We start from the raw sequence: 3,189 nt of genomic DNA, 5'->3' as shown, positions 1-3,189 counted from the left end.
CTATCCCTTATAGGGATCTTTCTTAACAATTTTTTCATTAAGCACTCCAACTCTTATCCTGACTTGATTTCAGTTTTTTCTTTGTCAGTAAGGGTGTCAACAAGGAATATTACAAATTGTTAACCGAGTCTTGAAAGCGTTGTGCTACAAAGGTTTGAAATGTTAAGAAAGATGTGACTAATGGACAGCCTTGATAAGGGGGGTGCCGATCCCCCCTTAGTCCCCCCTTGATAAGGGGGGCATCTGATAATTTTTAACGCCTACCTACTTAATTTTTGCTTAGGAAACCGTGAAATACCTATCAAGCAAGACTTTTAGGGCTATTTTAACGTTCGGCGATGCTCAGTCGGGCCGCGGAAGAAACTAGAAAATATCAGTATAGACCTCGTTTCCACACATAAACCAGAAGCTCCCAAATACTGATGGGCAGTCAGGAGTTTAAGCTTGTGGAGAGACTGTAAGACTCCTTGGGATTCGTCTTAAAAAGCAGGTTTCTGTGAAGCAAGAATCTCCCATCACACAGCTTGGCATTGTGATGGCGAGAGTGTCAAAATTGTGTTCAATTACTCGTCATCCCAGTCATGCCTTCCAGCGGTCAAGTGAAATCGATTTTTTTTCTGATCCTCTTTCTCCTCAGTATTCTAGGGGGTATTCTACTGGCTTCGCTACTTCAACAACCAGCGATCGCCCAATCTCCCTCCTCGGATACATTGCTAAATCGTTATCAAATTGGAGAGCAAACCTATCTAGAAAATTGTGCCACCTGCCATATTGCTATTCCTCCGAGCATCCTACCCAGTCAAACTTGGAAAAAAATCCTAGAAAATCCTAATTCTCACTATGGTATCCGTTTAAAACCAATTGTTGGCATTACTCAGCGTCTTATCTGGGATTATCTCAGTTATTCTTCCCGCCCTCTTAGCGAGACTACTTTTGTTCCCCTCTTAATTGAACAGTCTAGCTATTTAAAGGTTTTGCACCCTAGGGTCAATTTACCCACTCCTCTCGGTCACACCACCTGTGTCACCTGTCATCCCAACGCTTCCCGCTACGATTATCAGACCCTTACCCCCATCTGGGATAATGCAGCCTGATCAGTGATCAGTGATCAGGAGTCGGGAGTCAGGAGATTATTTTTTTTATTCTTCCCAACACCCCAACACCCCATCACCCCATCTTCCCACACCCCACACCCAATCCTACTGAGGGGGTGCAGTTAGGGTGATTTCGCCAATTTGGCCAGCTTTACCCATTAATTGGGCAGGTTTTTCGTTAAGAGAGATTTTAACACCGCCAGCATTGCCCGATCGAATATTTAAACTCTTTTGGGCTGTCCAAGTTTGTTTAGTCCCGGGTTGGAGATTGCCTTCATGGACTTTTTTGCCATCGGCAATTACCCTTACCCAAGCGGCCTGTTCAATAGTTACTTCGGCTGAGAGGGGAACTTTTGACTGAGGAGAAGGGGAAGGAGAGGCTATCGGTGCGGGAGGGACTACCGGCGCGGGGGAAACCACGGGGGAAGGAGAGGGAGTAAGGGCAGGGGGGTTAGAGAGAGGGGGACGGAGGAAAAGATAGCCAATACCACAAAATATGCCCGCCAGCAAGCCTAGCCAGAGATACATCCCGAAAAAGGTTGATTTAGCCGGTTGAGGGCCAGTTTCCGGGGCTGGTTTTTCTGCTTTCACCGGTTCCACTTTTGGGGCAGCGGGTTCAGCCTTGGGGAGAGGGGTAACTTTTGTGGGCAGTGTTTTCGGGATAGTTACCTCTTGAGCTAATTGTTCCGCACTAGGAGACAAGCGATCGGCTAAAGCTTTACCATCAATTTTTAGAGCATCACCGTAGCGTTTGATAAATCCCTTGACATAAATTAATTCTGGTAATTTCTGCCAATTCCCCGTTTCCAACGCTTCTAGCATTGGTACTCTAATCATCGTCAGGGCGGCGATATCGTCCATGCTCAGGCCGCTTTCTTCCCGTTTTTGACGTAAATAAGTCCCGATTTCCTTGATTTGTTCGGCTTGTAGGGGACTGAGTTGACTCATAATTCCAGTCATCGAAAATTTGGGTCTGAAACCCCGTCGTTCTACGACGGCGTTACTGTTAAATATTAGCGCATTTACACGATATATGCTAGAGTGCGAGATATGGAAAAGGCCTACTCGTTCCGATTTTACCCCACACCCGAACAAGAGTCGCTATTGCGGCGCACTTTGGGCTATGTAAGATTGGTTTACAATAAGGCACTCCATCTCAGAACACAAGCTTGGTACGAAAGACAAGAAAGAGTAGGCTACGCTCAAACTTCTTCAATGCTAACCGATTGGAAAAAGCAAGAAGAATTAGACTTTCTCAATGAAGTAAGCTGTGTACCTTTACCACAAGGGTTAAGACACCTACAAACGGCTTTTACCAATTTCTTTGCTGGTCGTACTAAGTATCCTAACTTTAAGAAAAAACATCAGGGAGGAAGCGCCGAATTTACCAAATCTGCTTTTAAGTTCAAAGACAGACAAATCTATTTAGCTAAATGCACAGAACCTTTACCTATTCGATGGTCAAGACAAATCCCAGAAAGCTGTGAACCAAGCACAGTAACAGTCAGATTACATCCCTCAGGGCGTTGGCATATTTCAATTAGATTTGATGACCCAACGATTAAGCCATTACCAGTAACAGATAAAGCCATTGGAATTGACTTAGGAATTAGTAGCCTTGTGATTACTAGCGATGGTGACAAAGTATCTAATCCTAAGCATTTTAAAAAGCATTATCAGAGACTGCGAAAGGACCCAAAAAGCCTTTCTAGGAAGAAAAAAGGCTCAAAGAATCGAGAAAAAGCGAGAATCAAACTAGCCAGAATTAACGCCCAAATTACTGATAACAGAAAAGACCATTTACATAAGCTAACCACTCAATTAGTTCGTGAAAATCAAACGATTGTAGTTGAGAATTTAGCTGTCAAGAATATGGTCAAAAAACCGAAATTATCTCAGGCAATATCTGATGTAAGCTGGGGAGAAATCCCTCGACAATTAGCCTATAAATGCCGTTGGTAAGTAGTCATGCAAAATTAATTACCCAAATAAAAAATTAAGAAGTATAATACATAAAAAAACGAAGCAGCAGGAAAATACAATGAGATTGATTAGAGACCTAAACCCCGAGAGCCAGAAAATGCTAGAGAGAATT

Annotated in this window: 2 protein-coding genes and 1 pseudogene; 2 read left to right on the top strand and 1 reads right to left on the bottom strand. The window is 43.5% G+C overall.

Annotated elements, in window-relative coordinates:
- The first annotated feature begins 581 nt into the window (after positions 1–581).
- Positions 582–1,094 (top strand): hypothetical protein, encoded by a 513-nt coding sequence (locus tag O9332_RS09185; protein WP_002760886.1) that lies wholly within the window; start codon positions 582–584, stop codon positions 1,092–1,094.
- A gap of 105 nt (positions 1,095–1,199) precedes the next feature.
- On the opposite strand, the gene O9332_RS09180 is transcribed toward O9332_RS09185, so the two are convergent.
- A complete protein-coding gene (locus O9332_RS09180) occupies positions 1,200–2,054 on the bottom strand; it encodes a helix-turn-helix domain-containing protein (RefSeq protein ID WP_288025051.1) in 855 nt (284 codons plus the stop codon).
- A 90-nt stretch (positions 2,055–2,144) separates the two neighbouring features.
- Between O9332_RS09180 and O9332_RS09175 the strand changes: the two are divergent.
- Positions 2,145–3,053, top strand: a pseudogene (locus O9332_RS09175) (RNA-guided endonuclease InsQ/TnpB family protein); the annotation flags it as partial.
- Between the last annotated feature and the right edge of the window lie 136 nt (positions 3,054–3,189).

The sequence above is a fragment of the Microcystis sp. LE19-10.1B genome, assembly GCF_027530565.1.
Taxonomy (GTDB): domain Bacteria; phylum Cyanobacteriota; class Cyanobacteriia; order Cyanobacteriales; family Microcystaceae; genus Microcystis; species Microcystis aeruginosa.
The sequence above is the reverse complement of the archived record's forward strand: the minus strand, read 5'-3'. Positions and strand labels throughout refer to the sequence as shown.